Consider the following 22,654-nt stretch of genomic DNA (forward strand, 5'->3'; position numbering starts at 1 on the left):
CCAAGGCGCACCACGACGACCGACTGTTCGAACGAGGCATGAGGAGTGTCAATGCCCCAGCAAGAAGGCGGCTCGCAGATGCCGAGCCCTGCCGTGAGACTCGCGGCGGTCCTGCCCGCGGTGCCCGGCGAACCGGGTTCCGCGCTCGTACCGCGCGGATCCGCCACGACGCGGGTGCCGGCGATCCCACCGGGCCCCGTCGCCCGGGAGAGCCAGGCCTCGGCACCCGGGACCGCACGCACCGGTACGCCCGCGACCACGACCGGTACGGGTACCGAAACGGCCACCACCGAGGTGCGGAGCGGTTCCCGGTCCGCAGCGCGCACCGGCGGGGCGGTGGCGAGGGCCGCCGCCACCTGGCGCGGGAGCGAGGCACAGGCCGTGTCGGCCACGGCGCCGTACGCACCGCACGGCGGCGCCGTCGCGGTCGCGCGAGGTGACGAGCCGCCCGGCGGACGGCCCAACAAGCCGCTGCTGGCCGCGGCGGCGATAGCGGGAACCGTGCTCATCGGCGCTCCGTTCCTCCTTCTCGGCCTCGGCAACGACGACCATCGCAACCAGGCGTCGGTGCGGGAAGTGCCGGTGGGCGGAACGGTGTTGGAGAACCTCGTGCCGAACGGGGGGCAGGTCGGAAACGACTACGCCACGGCCGCCCCCACCCGCAGGCCCGCGTCGCCGCCCCGGACGGGCACCGTGCCGGACCGGCAGTCGGGGGCCGCCGAGCGACCGGCCGGCGCGAACGTCGGTTCCGACGTGGAGAAGCGCAACGACGGGCGCACCGGCACCAAGGCGCCGCCGGTCACCGCCGAGGGCGCGGGAGGCGCGGGGGCGGACGGCAAGGCCCCGGGCACGCAGGCGCTCCCGGTACCCGGACCGCCGGAGAACGCACCGGCCGACAGGAAGCTCCCGGTGCGGGACGAGGCCGCGGAGCAGGACAAGGCCACGGGCCGGGACAAGGCGCCGGCAGGCCAGGACAAGGCGGCGGGCCAGGACAGGACCGCAGGACAGGACGAGAACGCGGGACAGGACGCGTCCGTCGACTCGAAGGATTCCCCCGCCCTCGCCGTGCCCCGGCAGAAGGAGGCCCCCGCGCGGGAGCGTCGCGCCGCCCCGCTGACCGCCGACGCCCCGGCCCCCGGGGAGGTGGAGCAGGTGGCCGACGCGGCGCCGGGGAAGGACACCGCGCCCGGCGCGAACAAGTCCCCCGAACCGGCGAAGCCCGCCCCGAAGAAGGAGACCCCGCCCCAGCCGGCGCCGAAGAAGGAGACCCCGGCCCAGCCCGCCCCGAAGAAGAAGGTCGCGGCCAAGCCCGCGACCCGTGCGGGGGGCGCCCTGCCGCAGAGCGCGAACTTCGCCACCGTGCGGAACGTGCCGCTCAAGAACGCCATGACGGGCATGTGCGCCGACGTCCCGAACTACGGCAAGGGCACGGTGGACGGTCCCGTCAACCAGTTCACCTGCAACACGACGGCCGGCGACAACCAGCTCTGGGACCTCGTCGTGAGCCGTCCCGGCGCCGGCCCCGACGGCGCGGACCTCTTCACCATCCGCAACGGCAAGGACGGTCTCTGCCTGGACCTGCCGAACTTCGCCGGACAGTCGGCCGGTACCGGGGTGTCCGAGTTCCACTGCCGTCCCACCAGCGCCGACAACCAACTCTGGTACCTGGAGAAGCGGTCGGACGGGAAGTTCTGGATCCGCAACCAGTCCAGTGGTGGCAAGTGCCTGGACGTGTCGGGTCAACACGGCAGCGGCGGCAAGGACGCCCGGCTGACGATCTTCGACTGCAACAAGCGCGACGACCACGTGTGGTCCTTCTCCTGATCCGACTCCCCGCCCCGCGTGGGCGGTTGACGTGACGCATCCGTGCCCCGGGCGGCCTCCGCCCGGGGCACGGCCGTGCCCCGGCATCCGGCTTCCGGCGCCCGTCCGCGTGCCGAGCGGAGGAAGCTCGCGCGCCCGGTCGGAATCGCTTCGGGGTGCGTGGACTTAAGCCCGGGGAACGGGCGCCGGAACACTTGCCCCGCTCTTCCCCGGGAACACGGCGAACCATCTCATTCCCGGCATACGTCGTTGGCCGCTCCGTCACTCCTCTGCCTAGCATCGGGCGATCCCCGGCCCCTCTGGCGCCGCACACCGCCGCCCACCCGACGGAGCCCGACCGTGCGTCAAGACAACGCCACGCCCTGCCCCTCCGACAGGGGTGGAGCAAGACGATCGGGGCCGCGGGACGCCACGCCCCCCGGTCGCCGCCCAACGCACCCGCCGGACGGAACACGCCGGGCGGAGCGGTAGATGCAGGAGATCGACTTCCCGGAGGACGTCCGGCGGATGTTCTGGGTGCTGATCGGCGAAATGCCGGTCCAGGCCCGCGAGAACCTCGCCTACGACAGCCGCGAGTTGTACCTGCGGCTGGGACGGGGCATCAGGGAACTGCGGGACGAGATCCGGCAGTCGATCGCGGAGGCGTCCACCGCCCTGCCGCGGGAGGTGTCGGACCGGTACGTCCGGGGCCTGTCGTTGCTCACCGACGACGGGGGAGTGAACCACCTCGACGCGATGACCGACCAACTCGACGACATCGCCCGGGGCCAGATCGACCACTCCATGAACATCCAGCAGGCCAAGTGGGAGATCATCGCGGAGATCGTCGCGCTCCTCCTCGAACTGGCCCTGCTGGCGGCCCTCGCCGTGATCACCGGTGGCACGTCCGTGTCACAGATGGCGTTGGCCCGCGCCCGGAGCCGACTCGCCGTCCTCCTCGTCGTGGACCGGCTGTTGCGCATGACCCATCTCGCCCCCAGCCTCACCGGCGCCCTCGAAGAGGCCCTGCAGACCCTCGCCGTGCGCCTCGCCCAGATCGCCCTGAACCCGAACGACCGCCGGCCGGACGGCATCGACTGGAAGGACGTCGGCAAGTCCGCCGCCTTCGGCGCGGTCGTCGGGCTGCTCGGCGGTGCGCTCGGCGGAGCCGCCGACCACTTCCGGAGTTGGTTCAAGCACTCCTTCGACGACTTCGACCGCTTCGCCAAGGACCATCCGCGCTTCACCACCCTGCTCGACGGGGCGAACGAGGTGGCGGAGGCGTTCGTCGTCGGCGCGGTCAGCGAGGCCGCCGGCGAGACCCTGGTCCAGGGCGTCTTCGAGGGAACCTGGGAGTTCTCGTGGGACACCTTCGTCGGATCCGGCACCGGTTCGGCGTTCGAGACGATCGCCGGGGGCGCCGTCGGCGGCGGCGCCCTCTGGTTGCGCCACGCGTATCTCTCGGACCCCGGAGCCGGCGACCCCTCGTCCGTCAACCGGCCCCCGGCGCGCGGAGGTCCGGAAGGAACGGGCGGACCGCGTCCCTCGGGCCGCGCCGCCCCGACCGCCCCCGCGGCTTCCCCGGTCCCGGTGCCGGTCGCCGTGCCGCCACGGTCCGCGGCGCCGATCGCGGCGGGCACCGACCCCGAGGTCACCGGACCACCCCCGCCCGCCCCGTCGGCACGGCAGCCCACTCCCGCGACGCCGGTCACGCTCGGTCCGCCGCCCCGCGCTCTCACGTCGAGCGTCCCCGCGGCGTACGACGGCCCCGGCCGTGAAACCCGCACCGCCCTCGTCCCCCGCCCGGCCACGAGCCGTACGACCGGAACCACGACCACCACCCCGGGCACCGCGGACCCGGCCGGCCCTCGGGTCCCCTGGGCCCCCGGCCCGGGTTCCTCGACGGCCGGCGCCCCGCTTCCGGCTTCCCCGCCCGCGGTCAAGGAGGCGGTGACGGGCCCGGAACGGGCCGCGGCCGCGGAAACGCACGCCGACGGCTCCGGCGACGGGGCACCGGAGCTGCCCGCGCCCCACACCGTCGGCTCCGCCCGCCCTGCGGGCAGCACCCGTCCCGGCATCGGCGCAGGTGCGGCCGGCGAGGAGGGAGAAGGGCCGGCCGCGGCGGGCGCGGGGACGGAGCCCGTGCCCGCCGTACCGCGTCCCACGGCGTCCGGCCCCGCCGCGGACAGCGGCACGGATCCTCGTCCCGCGCCCGACGCGGCGAAGGCCGGCCGGGACGCGGGCGCGCCCCCGAGCCGCCGGGACCCGGGCGCGTCCGGACCCGAAGCGGAGGGCGGGCGGGGCCGAACGGCGCCGACACACAGGACGGCGGACGACACGCAGGACAACGCGCCGGACGGCATACAGGACAACGCGCAGGACGGCACGGAAGACGACGCGCCGGACGACGCGTCGGACCCCGGCGCCGTCATCCGTCCCACTTCCGGCGCCACCCCCCTGACCGGGAACGCGACCTGGGAGGCGGCGCGGGCCGCCGTGCCCCCGGTCACGCGCGCCCACACCTGGGTCGACCCGGTGTCCACGCCCGCCGATCCCGCGCGACCCGGGGAGAGCACCCGGTACGTGGTGCGGTCCAAGTTCGAGGTCCGGCAGGTCGCCCACGACGGCGACCTGGTCACGGACCTCACCGTCCGCGTCGCCACCGGCCCCGGGGGCCTGCCGGCGGACGTCTGGGACAAGGTGCGGGGCGGCGTCGAGGCGTACTTCAACGACCCGGCGCACCGGCTGCCGGACGGTGGCCGGCTCCATGTCACCGTCGAGCAGACGGCCGAGGACCCGCACCCCAACGGACTCACGGTCAGCCTGGCCGGTCGCGACCGGCCGATGACCCGTACGGCCTGGTGGGCGGACGCGGACCCCGTCGACTACGTCCACGAGATCGCCCACCAACTCGGCCTGCGCGACGAGGCCCGGAGCGCCGACGCCACCGGGCGTGCGGACATTCCCGGCAGTCTGCTCGGCGACTACACCCGGCCCGCGCCGGCCGGGCTCCCGCAGGGAGGGCTGCGCGGCCGACACCTGAGTCTCCTGGCCGCCCACATCGGCGATACGACCGGGGCCCCGGCCGGCGACCCCGCTCCCGATCCGGCCGCACGGCCCATCCGCACGGTGGGCGGCCCCCGGGGCGCCGAGCCGCGTGCGCCCCGGCCCGCGGAGCCGGCACCGACCACGATCGGCCGGACACCCGTTCCCGGATCCGCTCCGGTCCCGCCCACGCTCCCCGTCGCGATCCCGTCCGTGCCGGCGGCGCCGACCCCGTCCACCACGGCGACCTCCCTCCCGGGCACCGGCACCGGCAACCGCCTGGACGGGACCCGCCCGCCCCGGCTGGACCGGGGCGCCCCGGCGCCGGCCGCGAGGGGCGGGCGCACCCTGTTCCCGGACGGGACGGGCCTCCCCGCGTACGTCGACGACCTGGCCTCCCTGCTCGCGGACGCCCCCGCCGACCTGATGGAGGAACTCCTCGCCCAACCGGCGACGTTCGGCCAGAGCAGCGTCGTCCTGCGCGGCGCCGAGCTGATCGCCGCCGAAGCCGAGACCCTGCTGCGGCGCGACGCGTCCCTGCGTCCCACGGCACCCGAACCGGGCTCAGCGGCCGACCCCGGCCCCCTGGCGGATCTGCGCGCGGCCCTGCGTCGACGCCCCCGCGCCCTGATCGGCGGGCTTGCCTTCCCGTACACCAACGCCGCCGGCCAGGTTCGGATCCTGCACGTCACCGCCCGCCACCACGGGAACTGGGAGCGGTTCGCCGACACGTACGGCAGCCCGACCAAGATCGACACGATGGATCGGGCCACCGTCCAGGCCGGCCGGAACAGCAGCGTGCGGTCCACGACGCAACTGGGCCTGGGCGGGCCGTTCCTCGGGCCGGCCTCCGCCGCCGCGTTCGGTGGCTTCGGCCGGCTCACCCTGCGCGGCGGGTTCGGCACCAAAGTGGGCCACGGCCACATCGACCAGGCCTCCGCGCAGGCGGAGACGCGCACCCTCGAAGGCTCCCACGTCCACCTGGACGACCTCCACCTCAGCCTCCGCGTCACCGACGCCGACGGCCGCCTGATCACCGAACCGACGCCGCCGGGCACCGCCGGCCCGGCACGCGCGGCGCAGGTCGGCTTCACCGTCCGCGACGGACTCGCCCTGCGCCTGCCGGACAGCGCCGTGAAGCCGTCCAAGCCGGGCCGGACACCCCGCACGATCGCCATGGACCACCAGACGCAGTACCGGCTGGTGCGCACCGAGGGCTTCGGCCCCGTCAGCCGCATCCGGGACTGGGCCGCCGCCCGGATCGGCGCCGCGCCCGGCAGCTCCGCCCATCAGGAGCTGGACGTCTTCTTCTCCGGCGAGTCCTTCCAGCGGCACGCCCGGATGCTGGCCGCCGGACGGCTGACCACCGCCCCCCTGTTCGCGGACGACCGGCGCCGCACCCCGCTCGGCGTCTTCGTCGTCGAGCGCGTGGTGCCCGTCCGCGCCACCCTCGTCACGGAGACCCCGGACGCCGAACTGCGCGACATCGCCACCTCCACCGTTCGCAACGACCGCTCCCTGACCAAGGGCGCCAACCTCGGCATCGACGGCGTGCTCGGCCCCGCCTTCAACTTCCTCGACCTGGGCGGCGACGTGCTCAACCTGCGCCTCCAGTTCGGCCCGGCCTTCCGCCACCTCTTCTCGGTGTCCCGCACCACCGCCCTCGGCGGCTTCGGCGGACTCAAGACCTCCGGCCAGGTCAAGGGCTCCCCGACCGCCCTGTACCTGGTCCGCAAGACGGTGTACGTACGCCACGCCGGCAGCGGCGCCCCGGCCGAGCGCTTCCACACCTGGAGCCTGGACCGCATGACCCGCACGGAGGCCCGCAGGCTCGCCGGCTGGGACGACGGAACGACCCTGGCGCTCCGGCACGGCCTGCCCGAACCCTTCGCCCCCGCCTACCTCACCCCCGACCACCCGCCCACCCTCGGCATGCACCGCGTCGAGGAGTTCGCCCACGCCGACGGCCGGCGCACCCGCGAGGTGGACGGCCGCCCCCGCACCCTGCCGGACGCGTTCGCCGACGCGGTCCTGACCGCCCTCGCCCAGACCCACCCCGGGATGGTCGCCCCCCTCGACGAACTCGCCCCGCCGGTCCGGCGCGGCCTCCTCGCCCGGGCCCGGGCAGCCGGCGGGACCGCCGGGCCGCTCGGACCGCCCCGCCCCGCCTCCCCGTGGAACGACGCCGACGCCTACCGGACCGCCCTGTCGAACACGCTGACCGTCCTGGCCGCCCTCTCCCACCTGAGCCTGGCCGCGGGACTGGAAGCCCTGACCACCACGGGCATCCGCATCCGGCTCACCGAACCCGGCACCCTCGGCCAGGGCCACCGGTACGTGCTCGTGCACGGCGAACTGACCAACCGCCGGTACGAGGGACGCCAGGACGACCTCAAACTGCGCCACAGCACCCCGGGCGGCCAACGGCTGGACGGCCAGGAGAGCCGCACGCGCACGACGGGCGGCGGAGTCGACCTCCAACTCGCCTTCCGCGACCCGGACCCGGGAGCCGGCGAGCCCATCGGCGCCCCCGGCAACGCCGGAGTGCTCTCCCTCGGCTGGCGGAGCACGGTCCGGCACGACTCCGAGTCCGGGCACGGCTCCTCCGCGACCAACGAGCCCATGTCGGTGAGCACCAAGCCCTCCCACCTCTACCGCTACGACCTCGCGCTCAGCGTGAGCCACGGCGGGTACTGGCGCTTCCGCGGGATGCTGCGCGGCGTCGCCACCCTCGGGCTCCTCGGCACCCAACCGTTCGTCTTCCAGAGCCCAGAGGCCCCGCTCATCGGCACCGGACCGCACGGCATCCCCGTCCGCGGGGGACCGGTCATCGGGCAGGTCCTGATCGGCATCCCCGATCGGCACGCCCCCGCGGTCGACCCGCACCGCCCCGGCGCCCCCAACCCGTACCGCGTCCCCGGCGGCCCGCGGGCGAGCACGCCCATGCCCCGCCGCCGGGCCCATGCCCTCGCCACCGGGAACCTCGCGGCGACCGGCGACCCCGATGCCGGAGGCCGGGCACACCGGCGCGGCGACCGCCTCTTCCGAGACCTCCAGCACCACCCCTTCCTCACCGTCACCGTCCTCGTGCCACCCGCGCTGCTCGATGCCGTCGCCGACGTCGTGCGCACCGCCTCCGGCGGCTCCTGGCAGTTCTCCCACGAGGGCGCCCCGGCCCGGGAAGCCGTCCTGCGCGCCTTCCAACCGCAGTACGCCACCGCCAACTTCGACCAGAGCGCCGGCCCGCTCGGCTTCGCCCTGGCCGGCCTGATGGGCAAACCGCCGTACGGCACCCTGTGGGGCACCTTCCGGCACTACACGGCGGTCCGCGGCATCCACGCGCTGACCGGCCCGGTCGAGATGGACACCGAGACGGTTCTCGGCAGCTCGACCCAGGCGACCGGCAAGACCGGGCGGAGCGTCACGCACTCCTTCGGCGGACAGCTCACCTACGCCACACCGCACGGCGACGCCCGCGGCCCCCTCGGCGCCTACGGATTCGTCGTCAACCCCTGGTCCGAAAGCACGCAGCAGAACCGGACCCTCACCCGCAGCGTCGTCGCCGACCTCAACCTCAAGAGCTTCGGCCACCAGGTCCTGATCAGCGGCACCGTGGAGCACTGGACCGCGATGGTGTCCAGCATGCTCGGAACCACCGCCGCCGGGCTTCCCCTCGTCCCCTCCTCCTTCGCCGGCGCCGCCGGATCGGTCACCACCGTTCCCGGCGGCTGGCTCGCCCACGTGCCGGAGAAGAGCGCCCACCTGCTGGGGATCCTCGACGACGGCATGGGGGACGTGCCCCGCTACACCGCCAAGGGCTGGTCCCCGCAACCCTGGACGCGCGGCAACCCCTTCGGCACGTACCCCGTCAACACCCTCGACCCGACCGACGTGCTCGCCGCCTTCCAGGCGAAAGCGCGCGGACCGGGCCTCGACGACGACGCCCGGGAGGACATCCGCCGGCACGTGACCTCCCGCGTCCTGCGCGCCCTGCACCGGGAGACGACCGGAACGGGCACGAGCGCCCCCGCCCGGACCGGCGGCTGGGGCTGGAGCGGCGTACGGATCGGCAGCCGCCGGGCGCGGGTACGGGTGGAACTCCTGCCCGGCACGCCCGTCCTGCGGATGCTCGACCACGGCACCGAGATGGAGGAGAACCGGCGGGCCGTCGAAACCCGCCAGGAGGGCGCCGAGTTCACCTCCGGCCGGGACATCGGCGTACTCGTCGGCGAAAGCGTGTACACCGGCGACCCCACCGCGGTCGCCTCCGGGCCCACCCACACCGAGACCGGCACCTCGCGGCGCTCGATCTCGACCGCCCTCTCCGCCTCCACCAGCACCACCTACCGGGCGGCGTCGACCGAACCGCACGCCGAGACCACCACCCCCTACCGGCTGCGCCTCACCCTGGAGTTCGACGACGCCCCGCGAACCCCCGGGACCCCGGGCCCGGACACCGGACCCACGGCCGCACGCACCGCGCTGCGGCGGTTCGCCGGCAAGGAGCGGATCTCCGTCACCGGCGCCATCGGCGACCTGCGCGAACACGTGCCGCTCAGCCTGATGGCTCCCGACCCCGACCCCGCCGACGCCGCGCCCGACCCCCGGCTCGCCCCACCCGACCTCACCGTCGCCACCCCGCCCCGGTCCGGCCCGCGCCCGGAACTCCTCGGCCCCGACACCCTCCACGGAGACGGCACCGCACGGCCGTTCACCTTCCCCGAGAACGGCTTCCACGTCCGCCGGATCATCGGACTGGAACACGTCCGGGAGGCCGGCCTGCGCGCCATCGGCGAGGCCCACGGACTCGACCTCGACGACCTGGACGACGCCGACGTCACGCGGGAGCTGCGCGGGGAACTCCTGCGCCGGGCCGCCGGGACCGCCCTCACCCGGCCCGGCGGCGGCGCCGCGCAGACCCTGGAGGACGGCACCACCAACACGGCGCTGTCCACCTTCTACGACCAGGCCCTCACCCCGACCGGATACGAGGTCCCCGGGCTCACCCACCGCAACGCGGCCGGCACCGACTCCGCCCGGCTCTCCCTGCACGCGAAACCGGACTTCTCCCGGGCGGTCCTGCTGTCCGTCGCGGACGGCAAGAAACTCGAAGTCCTGCGCGAGAGCGCAGAGGGGGTCGGCACCTCCGTGAGCCACGAGAACGCCCAGGACTCCGCGTTCGGCGGGGGCGTCGCGATCCGCACCGAGGACACCGGCCTCAACCCCCTCGCCGCGAACACCACCGGCCCGAACGCCGCGGACGGCGACGGCGCCCCGGTCGGCTCGGAACGGCTCTCCTCGCTCAACGTCAAACCCAAGACCGGCCGGGCCTTCCTGTTCGCCGTCCCCACGGACTGGCTGAGCGTCGCCGAGGTGCACCGCGGCATCAAGGACTCCGGCCTCGGCAGGTTCCTCGCCGGAACCCTCGGCCACCCGCCGCGCGGCCCCAAGGCGGTCTCCTCCCGGACCTACGCCCTGGCCTGGATCCGCGACGACGTCGCCCGGGAACTCGGCTTGATCGACGACACCGGCTTCCCCGCCCGGGTCTCCGCCGCCTGGGACGCCACCGGCAAGGCGGCCAAGGCCTGGACCGAGGCGGACCAGGCGTACTGGAATAAGCGCCGCGCCTCGACCGGACTGCGCGAGCGGCGGGACGCGGCCCGGGGCGCCCTCGGCCCCGCCCGCACCGCCACCGAGGACACCGCCCGTCGCCTCGCCCCCCTCCTGGACGCCTCCGAAACCGCCGACACGGCCCTGGCCCGTGCCGAGGCCGACGCGGTACGCGACCATGCCGCGGCGAGCGCCCTGGACGGCGCCGCCGACGCCTTCGACGCCGCGTCCGTCGCCCTGCGGCGGGCCGAGGCCGACATCGAGCGGGCCGAGCGCACCGCCCGGGCCACCGAGGACGCCGCCCGCGAGGTCCTGGACTCCCTCCACGGATGGGCCGCCCTGCCCGGCGGCGACATCGACCCCGACGCCGTGCGCCAGGCCGAGGAAGGCCTCACCACCGCCCGGCGCACCGCCACCGCGCTCCGCGACGCCGCGGCCCGACGCGTCGCCACCGCCCGGGGTCTGCACGAAACGGCCGGCACCGCACTCGCCGCCGCCGAACGGACCGCACCGCCGGCGACCGCCGGGCCCGCGACCGGCGCGGCCCCCGCGACCAGCGCGGACCCCGGTCCCGGACCCGAACGGGCCCGGCGGACCGCGACCGCACTGCGCACCGGCGCCGACCGGGAGACGGCCGCCGCCCGCGCCCGACAGACGGCCGCCGCCCGCCGCCTCACCGGTCCCGTCCGCGCCGACGCCGCCGCCCGCGCCGCCCTCGCCCGGGCCACCGCCCGAATCGACACGGCCGACCGGGCCTTCGACACGCGCCGGGCCGAACTCGACGCCCTCGCCCGGTCGGCGGAGACCGCCGCCGCCGAGTTCCACCGGACACGCTCCGCCACCGACCGGCTCACCCGCTGGCACCGGCTCCACGCCACCGCCGAAGGGCGCCGGCACCTCGACGGCCTCCCCGAACCGGCCCCGGTGACGTACACGGCTCCGCCGAAGCCTCCGCCGACGGGCACCACCCCGCGGCCCCCGAGGACCCGCTACGTCCCGTCCGCCGACGGCGCCCGACTGACCTCGCCCGACCACCTCGCGTACACCGTGCACGAGGTGCCCCGGGACGGCGACGCCTTCTTCCACGCGCTCGCCGAGGGCCTGGCCAGGACGGCACCCGCCCTGCGGGCCCGACACGGCATCGACCCGGCCGACCCGGGAACCCCCCGAGCCCTGCGCCGGCTCCTCGCGGCCCGACTGACCGACCCCGCCGACGCCGACCTCCTCGCCGCCACGGCCCCGGACGACACCGACGTCTTCACCGCCGCCGAGATCGATGCCACCGGCCCGGCACCCGACCTCACCGCCGGTACACCCGGCCGCCGCGAGTTCGACCAGCTCGGCGTCGTCCCGCACGCCGTCGGCCTGGACGCCGCCGCCCGCGCCGCCCTCGGGACCGCCCAACTGAACAGGCCCGGCGACGCCGACGACGACGCCGGGTGGGACCACGCCGCCGCCGACCTCCTCCCGCTCCTCGCCGCCCGTACCTTCGGGATCGACGTGACCGTGGTCCTCGGCGACGGAACGTTCCAGACCTTCACCCCGGGCGACCGGCCGGGCCCGGGCCGACTCCGGGGTCTCGTGGAACCCCCGGAGACCGTCCGTCCCCATGTCGTCCTCGTCCTGGCCGACCGCCACTACCGCCTCGCCGTCCCGGACCCCGTCCGCCCCCTGCGGCCTCCGGTACCGGAGGCGGCCCCGCACACCGCCGGTCCCGCCGTTCGGCCGCCCGCCACCGAGGGCACCGAGACCGGCCGGCCGATCACGCGGACCCCGCGCTCCGACCCCACCGCGTCGACGCCGCCGGAGTCCGCGCCGCGCGAGGTCACGCCAGAGGGCGAGGAGGGGATCGGCGTCGTACCCACCCCGGCGGACACGGGCCCAACCCCCGTACGGAACGCACCGGACGAGCAGGAGACGTCCTTCGAGGAGGCACTGCTGGCGGCGCTCGGCGACGAGCGCGGCAGACGCCTGTTGGACCGGGGCCGACCCGTGCCCGTGGCGGATCTCGCCCGCACGGACGTGAGCCTGACCGCCGGTCAGGCGGCGCACGCGGTGCTGCTCGGCGGCTCGCTCACCGTCGACGAGCTGGGTCTCACGCGCCTCCAACACCTCCGCTGGCTCCTCGGGCGCCGTGCCGACGATCCGGGCGGGGAGGGGAGCGGCGACGCCTCCGCCGACATGACCTCCACCGCGAGGATCCTCGGCATCACCGTCGAGGTCACCACCCCGGGGCAACGGACCCGTCGGTACGGATCGGGTTCGGGTGACCTCGTGAGGCTGTACTTCGACGGCGCGTGGTCCGCCGCCGACACCGCCACCACGACCGTCACCACCGCCGTCCCGTGACCGGCAGACGGCCACGTGCCGGTCGGCGGGGCAGGATCCGGCATCCGCATGGCGTCGCATGTCACAGAGCCGTCAAGGAGCCCTCGTGGACGTCTCCCGGCGGTCACGATGTGCTGATGCGCACTCAACACGGCATCACCGTCGTCGCCGTGGCCGCCGGGGTACTCGCCCTGACCGCCTGCGACCCGCAGACCGAGAGCCCGTCGGACCGGGATCCGAAACCCGCAGGCTCGGCCGCCGCCTCCTCGGCCAAGAGCGGGAAGGCCACCCTGCCGAACATGATCGGCAAAGGGCTGCAGAGCGCCCAGGACGAAGCCCAGGCAGCCGGATTTCCCCTCCTGAAGTCCCACGACAGCCTCGGCCGCGACCGCAATCAGGTGCTCGACCGCGCCTGGAAGGTCTGTACGCAGACCCCTGCCGCGGGCAGTGGCGTCGACACCGCCACCACCGTCGACTTCGGCACCGTCAAGCTCGAAGAGACCTGCCCGGACGCCGAGGTCTCCGCGCCGAAGCCGGCCGGCGACACCATGCCCGACTTCGTCGGTCAGGGCATGAAGGCCGTCCGCGGCGCGCTGCCCTCGAACGCGAGCATCACCGTCGAGGACGCCACCGCGCAGGGCCGGATGGTCCTTCAAGAATCGAACTGGAAGGTCTGCGCCCAGACCCCGAAGGCCGGAGCCACGCTGTCCGGTACCCCCGTCGCCTTCAGGGTGGTGAAGACCGGGGAGGCATGCCCCTGACGGTTCCCCGTGCGGTCGCCATGCCCCCCGGCGCGGACGGGCGGACCCCCTCGGGGGCCCGGTCGGGAAGCCACCGGCACCGGTCGTCCGCGACGCGGTGTCGAAACCGCGGCGGGGGCGATCTCCCGCTCGCGCGGCGCGCGGGCCGGTGGCCGTCCCATGGGGCCCGTGGGGCCCCTTCAGGTGGTGAGGTGGCTGTTCCCGTCGCCCCTGCCGTCGACGGTGTCGTCGTTGAACCAGTAGTCGCCCGCTGCCAGGTAGCGGAAGGAGTGGTCGGCCTTCGCGGGCAGGGCGACGGTGACGGCGCGGGTACCGTCGGGGCGCGGCCGCAGCTCGTGGGTGCCGGGAGTCCAGGCGTTGAAGTCGCCCACGACGCTGACCGGGCCGGGCGGGGTCTCGGCGGGCAGGACGAAGGTGACCTCGGTGCGGTCCTTGCGGCGCTTGCGTTCGAGCACGGCACAACTCCAGACGTGATCGGTATCGGGCCTTGATGAGCGACGCTCGGGACTCATGATGGCGCCGCCGGCCCCGGCCCGCAGGTCGGCGCTCCGGAGCACCGATGGCGACCTTCCGTCGCGCGCTGATGCGGCCCGTCGCGACCCGTGGCAACGTGAGGACGGACCGGCCCCGTGCCCCGGCGAGGTCGGGGCCGGCAATCTCGCGTTCGGGCCGGTCAGCCTGCCCGGGCCCGCATGCGCGACGGACGACCACCCGGTGCACCCCCACCGGTCGCGACCCGGGACCTCCGGCCGGCCCCTCGATCGCCGCGGGCCTCGGCGGGGAGGGCGTGTGGGCGTCGACGGGTGAAATGCCCCTCGCCGCCGCGTCCTTGGCTCCGCCGAGACCCGGGGCCATCGGTGCGGGCACTCCCGCACCGGTCGGCGCCCCCGGGAAGGGCGGCCCGTTCGGCTGCCCGCCTGCGTGGATAAGAAACAGGTAAATCCGGTGTGCATGGCTTGGGGGAGTGGGGGCATTCGGTTGTTCGGAGGTTGATAATCATGGTTCCCCTGCTTCTTGTTCTTCTGCTCGCTCTGATTCTCTTCGGTGCCGGTTTCGCGGTGAAGATCCTTTGGTGGGTCGCCATCGCCGTTCTGGTGCTGTGGCTCGTCGGGTTCGTGGCCCGTCCGAAGGGTGGGAGTGGCCGCTGGTACCGCTGGTAGACGGGTCTTCCGTCCGTGGTGAAAGCGTTGTGGGGTCCGTCCTTCCGGGGGCGGGCCCCACAGTCGTGTCCGGGGGCGCCTTTTCGCCCGGGGGCACGTGGCCCGCTCTTTCGGGTCAATCGAGAAAAGACCGTTTCGGGTGTGTGGGTGCGGTTGTCGGGGGCAGGCGGCGTTGTGGCGGAACGGCGCCTTGCCGGTGGTGAACGTGCCGGGAGAAAGCCTCCGTCGATTTCGAATGGTGAGGGAGTTCTTCGTATGACTGAGAATGTTTGGGGTTACCGCGAGACGTCCGGTCGTCTGGCCGGTGCGGACCTGACGGGCTACAAGGTCGAGGCGACGGACGGCTCCATCGGCAAGGTCGACAAGCACTCCGACGAGGTCGGTTCGGCGTACATCGTGGTCGACACCGGTCCGTGGATCTTCGGCAAGGAAGTACTCCTGCCGGCCGGGACGATCAGTCGGATCGACGCGGACGACAAGAAGATCCATGTCGACCGGACGAAGGAGCAGATCAAGAACGCTCCGGAGTTCGACAAGGACAAGCACCTCGGTGACGCGGACTATCACCGTCAGGTGGGCGGCTACTACGACGGGCCGCACCGCGTCTGACGGACGCGCGGACACCCCGGGCGGGGGCGGCAGCCGGACGGCTGCCGCCCCCGCCCCGTCGTGCGTCGCACGGTCACGCGGTACGACGTCACGCTGCCCGATCACCGGCTCCGACACGGCACGACGCCCGTCGCCGTGTTTACCTTCCTGCATGGATATCTCCGCTGGACGTCCGTACCCCCTCGGCGCGACCCACGACGGCTCGGGGACGAACTTCGCCCTGTTCTCCGACTGCGCCGAAACGGTGGAACTGTGCCTGATCGACGACGGCGGCGGCGAGCAGAGGATCACCCTGCCGGAAGTGGAAGGCGGAGTGTGGCACGGCCGGGTCGCCGGAGTCGGCCCCGGGCAGCGGTACGGCTACCGCGTCCACGGCCCCTGGAGTCCGGACGAGGGACTGCGCTGCAACCCGGCGAAGTTGCTGCTCGACCCCTATGCCAAGGCCGTCGACGGCCAGATCGACGGGGACCCCTCCCTGAGCGGGCACCAGGCCGAGGACCCGGGCCTTGCGGACGACCGTGACAGCCTGGGCCACGTACCACTCGGCGTCGTGACCGGCGGAGAGTTCGACTGGGAGGGGGACCAGCCCCCGGCCACGCGTTCCACGACTCGGTCATCTACGAGGCCCACGTCAAGGGGCTGACCCGCCGCAACCCCGACGTACCCGAGGAACTGCGCGGCACCTACGCCGCGGTGGCGCACCCGGCCGTCATCCGGCACCTGAAGGAACTCGGCGTCACGGCACTCGAACTGATGCCCGTGCACCAGTTCACCCAGGACGGCTTCCTCGCCGACCAGGGACTCGCGAACTACTGGGGTTACAACACCATCGGCTACTTCGCCCCCCACAACGCCTATGCCTCCGGGGGGAGCCTCGGCGGGCAGGTCACCGAGTTCAAGGCCATGGTCAAGGCACTGCACCGGGCGGGCATCGAAGTCATCCTCGACGTGGTCTACAACCACACCGCCGAGGGCAACGACCAGGGGCCCACCCTCTCCTTCCGGGGCATCGACAACCCCTCCTACTACCGCCTGGTCGACGACAGCCCCGCCCACTACTTCGACACCACCGGCACCGGCAACAGCCTCCTCATGAGGCACCCGGCCGTCCTCCAGCTGATCATGGACTCGCTGAGGTACTGGGTCACCGAGATGCACGTGGACGGATTCCGGTTCGACCTCGCGGCCACCCTGGCGCGCCAGTTCCACGACGTCGACAAGCTCTCCGCGTTCTTCGACATCGTCCATCAGGACCCGGTCATCAGCCGCGTCAAACTGATCGCCGAGCCCTGGGACATCGGGGAAGGCGGCTACCAGGTCGGAAACTTCCCCGCCCTGTGGAGCGAATGGAACGGCCGCTACCGGGACGCCGTCCGCTCCTTCTGGCGAGGGGACGAATCCGCCCTGCCGGAGTTCGGCGCCCGCATCGCCGGCTCCGCCGACCTCTACCAGTCCGATCAACGACGCCCCCGCGCGGGCATCAACTTCATCGCCGCGCACGACGGCTTCACCCTGCGGGACCTGGTGTCGTACAACGACCGCCACAACGAGGCCAACGGGGAGGACGGCCGCGACGGCGAGGCCGACAACCGCTCCTGGAACTGCGGCGTCGAGGGCCCCGTCGACGACCCGGACGTCCTGCGCCTCCGGGCGCGGCAACAGCGCAACATGCTGGCCACCCTGTGCCTCTCCCTGGGCGTGCCCATGATCTCCCACGGCGACGAACTGGGCCGTACGCAGCACGGCAACAACAACGTCTACTGCCAGGACAACGAACTCTCCTGGATCGACTGGGGGCTCGCCGACGCCGACGCCGAACTGCTCGCGTTCACCCGACGGGCCCTCGCCCTGCGTCGTGAACAGCCCGTCCTGCGCAGGCGCCGCTTTCCGCAGGGGGCACCCACCAACGCGACCGCGCCGGCGGCCGACATCGTGTGGCTGCGGCCCGACGGCGACCGCATGACCCAGGAGGACTGGGACCGGCCCGACAACCTCGGCATCACCGTCTACCTCTGCGGGGACCTCCTCGCGGCGGACCACGCCGAGCACGCCGCCCGCCCGGACTCGCTGCTGCTGATGTACAACGGCGCCCCCGAGGACACCGCCTTCCGACTTCCGCCCGCAGCCTACGGCGAGGCCTGGACGGTCGCCCTCGACACCGCCCTGGACGGCGACGACACGCAGGACGAGACCGAGTTCAAGGCGACGGCCAAGACGGTCCTCACCGGCCGCAGCATGAGGGTCCTGCGGAGGCCGGCCAGACGGCCGTGAGCCGCCCGGCCCCACCCCCGCACCACGAACACGCCCCCGTGAGCTTCGTGCACGACCGCGGGGGCATGCGCGGAACGTGATGCCGAAGGCGTCCCGTTGCGAGGGGAGTGGTCCGATGACACGCGAGACGACGGTGCCGCAGTCCGCCGACCAGGGCCTGGGGGCCTATCGGCGGGCCGCCGACTACGTGGCCGCGTCCCTGATCCACCTCCGGGACAACGTCCTGCTCGCAGAGCCGCTGCGACCCGAGCACCTCAAGCCCCGTCTCCTCGGCCACTGGGGCACCTGCCCCGGCATCACCCTCGTCTACGGCGCCCTGAACCGACTGATCAGGCAGCGGGACGCCGACGTCCTGCTCGTGACGGGTCCCGGACACGGCGCACCCGCCGTCCACGCGAACCTGTGGCTGGAGGCGACGCACGCCGCGTACGACCCGGCGCTGAGCCGTGACGCGGAGGGACTGCGCGAACTCAGCCGCCGCTACTGCGCGCCCGACGGCTTCCCCAGCCACCTCTCCCCGGCCGTACCGGGAACCCTCCACGAGGGCGGGGAGCTGGGATACGCCCTGGCGACCGCCTTCGGCGCGGCCCTGGACGCCCCCGGACGGCTGGTCGCCTGCATCGTCGGCGACGGCGAGGCCGAGACCGGTCCGACCGCGGGCGCGTGGCACTCGTCCAAGTACCTCGACCCGGCCACCAGCGGCGCAGTCCTCCCGTTCCTGCACCTCAACGGGTACAAGATCTCCTCTCCCACCCTCTTCGCCACGATGTCCGACGGAGAACTGACCGACCTCTTCCGCGGCTACGGCTGGGATCCGCGGATCGTCGACGTCACCTCCGATCCGGACGGCGGGGCCCTGGTCGAGGCGGTCGCCGAAGCCCACACCACCATCACCGCGATCCAGGCCCGGGCCCGCTCCGGGGCGTCGCCCGACCCCCGTCCCCGATGGCCGATGATCGTCCTGCGCAGCCTCAAGGGCCAGGGCGCTCCGCCCGAGGTGGAGGGCGTCCGCATCGAGGGGACGTTCCACGCCCACCAGGTGCCCCTCCCCGACGCGCACGACGATCCGGAACAACTCCGCGCCCTCGAAGCGTGGCTGCGCTCCTACCGGCCCGAGGAACTCTTCGACGCGCGGGGCCGGCCCGTGCCCGAGGTGACCGCGTCCTGCCCCGACGGGGACCGGCGCATCGGCATGCAGGCCGCGGCGGACGGGGGCCGGCTGCGCCGGCCGCTCGACCTGCCCGCGCTCGCCCCCCACGCCGTCGCCCTGGAGGGCGGGCCGGGCCGCACCCGGGCCAGTGCCAACGAGGTCCTCGCCGACTGGCTCACGGAGATCTTCCGCCGCACCTCCGAGCGCCGCGACTTCCGGGTCGTCTCGCCCGACGAACTCGCCTCGAACAAGCTGGACGCGGTCCTGGAAGCCACCGGCCGCACCCATGCCTGGCCGGTCGACGAGTACGCCGAACACCTGGCCCGGGACGGCCGCGTCATGGAGACCCTGTCCGAGCACAACTGCCAGGGCTGGCTCCAGGGCTACCTCCTGACCGGCCGGCACGGCCTGTTCCCCACCTACGAGGCCTTCGCCTCCATCGTCGACGGCATGGTCAACCAGTACGCCAAATGGCTCAAGACCTCCCACGAGGTGCCCTGGCGCTCCCCGGTCAGCAGCCTCACCTACCTCCTGACCAGCGGGGGATGGCGTCAGGAACACAACGGCTACAGCCACCAGGGATTCGGGTTCATCAACCATCTGATCACCCGGAAGAACGCGGTGACGGGCGTCTACCTGCCCCCCGACGCCAACACCCTCCTGGTCACCATGGAACGCCTCCTCGACGAAACCGGAAAGGTCAACGTCGTGGTCTCGGGCAAACACGAGGCCGCCCAATGGCTCGGACTGGACGCGGCACGCGCGCACTGCGCCGCCGGAGCGTCCACATGGGACTGGGCCTCCCACGGTGCGGGCGGCGAACCCGACCTGGTCCTCGCCTGCGCGGGCGCCATCCCCACCGTCGAGACCCTGGCCGCCGTCTCCCTGCTGCGGGACGACCTGCCCGACGCCACGATCCGGTTCGTCAACATCGTGGACCTGTGCGCCCTCGCCCCCGCCGATCGGCACCCCAACGGCATGACCGACGACCGCTTCCGCGCCCTCTTCGGCACGGACACCCCGGTCGTACTCGACTTCCACGGCTACCCCTCGGCCGTGCACCAGCTCCTCCACGGCCGCCCGCACCCCGACCGCTTCCACGTCCGCGGCTACATGGAGGAGGGAACCACCACCACCCCCTACGACCTCCTCGCCGCCAACGGCACGTCCCGCCACGACCTGGCCATCACCGCCCTGCACCACCTGGAACCACGCCACCCGCAGGCACCGGCATCGGCCGCCCGCCACGCCGCCGCACGCGACCGGATCCGGGCGGAACTGCGCCGTACCGGCGTGGACCCGGCGGAGATCACCGACTGGAAGTGGAGCGGGCCGCAAGACACGTGTACGACCTGAGATCGGGGGCACGAGGGCGGAAGCAAGTCATCCGTCCAGGGGAGGAACGGTTTCATGTCCCATGCCGCCGTAGTTGTCAGCCCGGTTGTCGATGTGCGGGTCGCGCCGTCTGGCGCGCCGTCTGTCGTGCCGCCTGTGGGGTCGGTGGAGGGGTCCGGTTCGTCGGTGTTGCCGCGGATCGATGACGCGCGTGCGGTGGCGCCGTCGGACGCGCGGGAGTTGTCGCGTCTGTTCCTGGTGCGGTTGCGGTCGTTGGAGGAGGGGACGCGTGAGTATCAGTACGCGCGGAACACGCTGATCGAGATGAACATCTCGTTGGTGAACTTCGCGGCCCGGCGTTTTCGGGGGCGTGCCAGTGGTGGTGGTGGGATCGAGTTGGACGACATCATCCAGGTCGGGACGATCGGTTTGATCAAGGCGATCGACCGGTTCGATCCGGAGCGTGAGGTGGAGTTCTCCACGTTGGCGTTGCCGTTCATCACGGGGGAGATCAAGCGGTTCTTCCGTGACACGACGTGGGCGGTGCATGTGCCGCGTCGGTTGCAGGAGTTGCGGACGGAGTTGGCGAAGAGCCAGGAGGCGTTGACGGAGGTGTTCGGTCGGGCGCCGACGGTCCTGGAGTTGGCCGAGCATCTGGAGTTGTCGCAGGAGCAGGTCGTGGAGGGGATGGTCGCGGCGAACGGTTACACGAGCGGTTCGATCGACGAGTCCACGTCCTCGGGGAGCCGGCCGTCGGCGCAGCCGCGTTCGTTGGCCGACACGGTGGGTGACGTGGATCCGGCGATGGAGTTGTTCGAGGACTTCCACACGCTGGCTCCGCTCCTGAAGGACCTGGCGCCCCGGGACCGGCAGATCCTGTCGATGCGGTTCGGGCAGGAGAAGACCCAGGCCGAGATCGGCGCGGAACTCGGCATCTCCCAGATGCAGGTCTCCCGCCTCCTGACCCGCACCCTCACCCGCCTGCGCACCGGAATGCTCGCCGGCTAGAGCGATCCACTCGCCCCTGCGGCCCAGCCCCGGCCCCCGTGTGCCCCACACCGGGGCCGTCCGGGCATCCGGCCCCGCCGCGCACCACGCGACCTGCGGCCACGCGGGGCATGGGGCCGGACGGGAACGCTCTTCGTCGCATCCTCCGAAGACCGCGGGAATCACGGATAGGGCGCCCGCCCCTGGGCAGTCGCACCCTGTCGTCGACGACACCACCGTCGCGGCCCCACCCGACCCCGGAGGTATGCGGTGACCAGTACGGACGGCGACCCGCACCGGTCCGGCGCGGCCCCTTGCCCCCGCCGGGTGCGGGTGGACCCCCAGGGCCCGGTCCTGGTCGAGGGCCCGGTCGAGATCGTCCTGGAGGACGGGACGGTCGCCCGGTCCGACCGCTTCATGGTCGCGGTGTGCACCTGCCGCCGCAGCCGCACCCACCCGTGGTGCGACACGAGCCACCGCCGACGCGAGCGACCCGCCGCGCCACCCGAGGACAGGACCCCGTGATGCCCCCTCCCGCCCCGAGCGCGACGGCCACCGCCGCGGGCCCCCGCCTCGTCGAAGGGCGTGGCGAGCTGTCCCGGGCCGTGACGCGGGCCCTGCGATCGGGACAGGCACCGGTCCACGCCCCCGGGACCGTGCTGAAGGCCGACCCGTGGGGCGAGGACCTCCAGCTGGCCCTCTACCTCCTGTACGAACTGCACTACCGCGGTTTCGACGACGTCGACGACGCCCGCGAATGGGACCCGGACCTGCTGAGACTGCGCGCGGCCATGGAAGCCCGCTTCCTGCACGCCCTGCGCACCGAGCTGCCCCGGGCCCCCCGCACCGTGGACGAGGCCTTCGCCCCGCTCCTCCTGGAGCCCGTGGACCTCTCCGACAGCCTCAGCCACCGCCTAGAAACCGACGGCGAGCTCTGGCAACTGCGCGAGTACGCGGCCCTGCGTTCCCTGTACCATCTGAAGGAGGCGGACCCCCACGTCTGGGTGATCCCCCGGCTCTCCGGTCGGGCCAAGGCCGCCATGGTCGCCATCGAGTTCGACGAGTTCGGCGCCGGCCGCGCCGAGCGGATCCACGCCCGGCTCTTCGCGGACCTGATGGGCGACCTCGCACTGGACCCCTCGTACGGCCACTACCTGGACCACGCCCCCGCGCCCTTGCTCGCGACCGTGAACCTGATGTCCCTCTTCGGGCTGCACCGGGCCTCGCGCGGCGCGCTCGTCGGCCACTTCGCGTGCGTCGAGGTCACCTCGTCACCCGGATCGAGGCGACTGGCCAAGGCCATGCGCCGTTGCGGGGCCGGCCCGGCGGCCGAGCACTTCTACGCCGAACACGTCGAGGCCGACGCCGTCCACGAGCAGGTCGTACGCCGTGACGTGATCGGCGGGCTGCTCGCCGACGAACCGGACCTGGAGGCGGACATCGCGTTCGGGTGCGCGGCGACCGTCCTGCTGGAGGACCGTCTCGCCGACCACCTGCGCGAGGCGTGGGACGGGGGACGCAGCGCCCTGCGCACCCCCCTGCCCCGGACATGAGGCACGTACGGCGCGGACCAAGGCGCCGTGCCCGCCCGGGAG

Annotated in this window: 10 protein-coding genes and 1 pseudogene; 10 read left to right on the forward strand and 1 reads right to left on the reverse strand. The window is 73.6% G+C overall.

Annotated elements, in window-relative coordinates:
- Positions 1-51: 51 nt before the first annotated feature.
- The 3 genes from ACQEVM_RS14435 (at position 52) to ACQEVM_RS14445 (ending at position 13,547) form a co-directional block, all read left to right on the forward strand.
- A complete protein-coding gene (locus ACQEVM_RS14435) occupies positions 52-1,824 on the forward strand; it encodes an RICIN domain-containing protein (RefSeq protein ID WP_433078625.1) in 1,773 nt (590 codons plus the stop codon).
- A 471-nt stretch (positions 1,825-2,295) separates the two neighbouring features.
- Entirely contained in the window at positions 2,296-12,807 is a 10,512-nt protein-coding gene (locus ACQEVM_RS14440; protein WP_433078627.1) for a hypothetical protein, read from the forward strand.
- A 116-nt stretch (positions 12,808-12,923) separates the two neighbouring features.
- On the forward strand, positions 12,924-13,547 hold the full coding sequence (locus ACQEVM_RS14445; RefSeq protein WP_433078629.1) for a hypothetical protein: 624 nt from the start codon (positions 12,924-12,926) through the stop codon (positions 13,545-13,547).
- A 179-nt stretch (positions 13,548-13,726) separates the two neighbouring features.
- Here the strand turns inward: ACQEVM_RS14445 and ACQEVM_RS14450 are convergent, their stop codons facing one another.
- Complete coding sequence (locus ACQEVM_RS14450) at positions 13,727-14,002, reverse strand: isoamylase early set domain-containing protein (protein ID WP_266952621.1); 276 nt, start codon at positions 14,000-14,002, stop codon at positions 13,727-13,729.
- A gap of 543 nt (positions 14,003-14,545) precedes the next feature.
- Between ACQEVM_RS14450 and ACQEVM_RS14455 the strand changes: the two genes are divergently transcribed.
- The 7 genes and pseudogenes from ACQEVM_RS14455 to ACQEVM_RS14485 all read left to right on the forward strand — a co-directional run bounded on the left by ACQEVM_RS14455 (position 14,546) and on the right by ACQEVM_RS14485 (position 22,612).
- On the forward strand, positions 14,546-14,707 hold the full coding sequence (locus ACQEVM_RS14455) for a hypothetical protein (RefSeq protein WP_053676175.1): 162 nt from the start codon (positions 14,546-14,548) through the stop codon (positions 14,705-14,707).
- Positions 14,708-14,962: 255 nt separating this feature from the next.
- The gene (locus ACQEVM_RS14460; RefSeq protein ID WP_433078632.1) at positions 14,963-15,316 is read left to right on the forward strand and encodes a PRC-barrel domain-containing protein; all 354 of its coding nucleotides are present in this window, start codon (positions 14,963-14,965) and stop codon (positions 15,314-15,316) included.
- A gap of 151 nt (positions 15,317-15,467) precedes the next feature.
- Positions 15,468-17,587 (forward strand): annotated as a pseudogene (glgX, locus tag ACQEVM_RS14465) (glycogen debranching protein GlgX).
- A 115-nt stretch (positions 17,588-17,702) separates the two neighbouring features.
- Positions 17,703-20,093, forward strand: a complete 2,391-nt coding sequence (locus ACQEVM_RS14470) for a phosphoketolase family protein (RefSeq protein ID WP_433078634.1) — start codon at positions 17,703-17,705, stop codon at positions 20,091-20,093.
- A 54-nt stretch (positions 20,094-20,147) separates the two neighbouring features.
- Complete coding sequence (locus tag ACQEVM_RS14475; RefSeq protein ID WP_433078636.1) at positions 20,148-21,080, forward strand: SigB/SigF/SigG family RNA polymerase sigma factor; 933 nt, start codon at positions 20,148-20,150, stop codon at positions 21,078-21,080.
- A 249-nt stretch (positions 21,081-21,329) separates the two neighbouring features.
- On the forward strand, positions 21,330-21,584 hold the full coding sequence (locus ACQEVM_RS14480; RefSeq protein ID WP_433078638.1) for a CDGSH iron-sulfur domain-containing protein: 255 nt from the start codon (positions 21,330-21,332) through the stop codon (positions 21,582-21,584).
- Positions 21,584-22,612: an iron-containing redox enzyme family protein gene (locus ACQEVM_RS14485; RefSeq protein WP_433078640.1), complete on the forward strand. Its 1,029-nt coding sequence runs from the start codon at positions 21,584-21,586 to the stop codon at positions 22,610-22,612. Before ACQEVM_RS14480 ends, ACQEVM_RS14485 begins: the two co-directional genes overlap by 1 nt.
- Positions 22,613-22,654: the final 42 nt, after the last annotated feature.

Origin of the sequence: Streptomyces sp. CA-243310 (genome assembly GCF_050936775.1) — a bacterium.
In the GTDB taxonomy this organism is placed as follows: domain Bacteria; phylum Actinomycetota; class Actinomycetes; order Streptomycetales; family Streptomycetaceae; genus Streptomyces.